Source organism: Mesorhizobium sp. M7A.F.Ca.US.014.04.1.1 (assembly GCF_003998745.1).
GTDB lineage: Bacteria > Pseudomonadota > Alphaproteobacteria > Rhizobiales > Rhizobiaceae > Mesorhizobium > Mesorhizobium ciceri.
Window position 1 is genome coordinate 1 of record NZ_RZRW01000029.1, and the last position, 948, is coordinate 948.

At 59.6% G+C, this 948-nt stretch carries 2 pseudogenes; both read right to left on the reverse strand.

The annotated features are described in order from the left end of the window. A pseudogene (locus EOA22_RS03700) lies at positions 1–432 on the reverse strand (ABC transporter permease); the annotation flags it as partial. A gap of 107 nt (positions 433–539) precedes the next feature. Beyond that, positions 540–948, reverse strand: a pseudogene (locus tag EOA22_RS38610) (ABC transporter permease); the annotation flags it as partial.

Below are 948 nucleotides of genomic sequence, written 5' to 3' on the forward strand. Positions count from 1 at the left end.
GATGAGGACGATCTGGAACACCGAGCCGACGAAGATGACCAGCAGTTTTTCCAGCTCGCCGATGCCGGCCCACAAGATGAGCAGTGGGATGAATGCCGACGCAGGCAAGTAGCGGGCGAAGGAGACAAAAGGCTCCAGAAACGCCTCCACCGGCTTCCAGGCGCCCATCGCGATGCCAAGCGGTACCGCGACGACCGAGGCAAGCAGGAAGCCGCCGAAGACGCGCCAGATGGTGATCAGAACGTCGAGCCAAAAACGGTCTTCGACCAAAAGCCGCCAGCCATCCCGCAGCATCGACAGCGGATCGGCGAGGAAGATGCGGTTGACGTGGCCGCCTAGCGTGATCCAAGCCCAGAAGGCCACGAAAAGCACGAAGAAGGAAATGCCGAGCACGGTTCGGATGCCCGGCGAGACTGGATGCAAGGGGCGCATCGTCAAATCGTCGCCATTTTCAAATGGTCCCCATGCTCAAATCGCGCTTTGTCCAAGAGAAGGCGGCAGCGCCAGGCGCCGCCGCTTGATGGTCAAAGGCCGAACGATCAGTTCGAAACCGGGCTGGTGTCAGCCAACGTGGTGACGTCGGGCGCTTCCTTGATCAGTCCCATCTGCAGCAGCAGTTCGCCAGCGGTCTTGGAAAAGTCCTGGAATTCCTTGGTGAAGAACTGTTTGTTCTCCGCCCGGTCGGCCCATTTCAGGTATTTCGCCGAATCCTCGAATTCCTTGGCCGACTGTTTCACGTCGGCACCCATGGTCTCGTAGGATTTCTGCGGATCGCTCTTGATCAGGTCGAGTGCATCAAAATAGCTGTCGGCCAGCGCCTTGGCGGCATCCGGATTGGTTTTCAGGAATTCGGGTGTGCAGCCCACCGTGTCGAGCACCATCGGGTAGTCGAGCGTCGTCGCCAGGATATGGCCCTGGTCCGACTTGTCGCGCACCGCCGAGATGAAC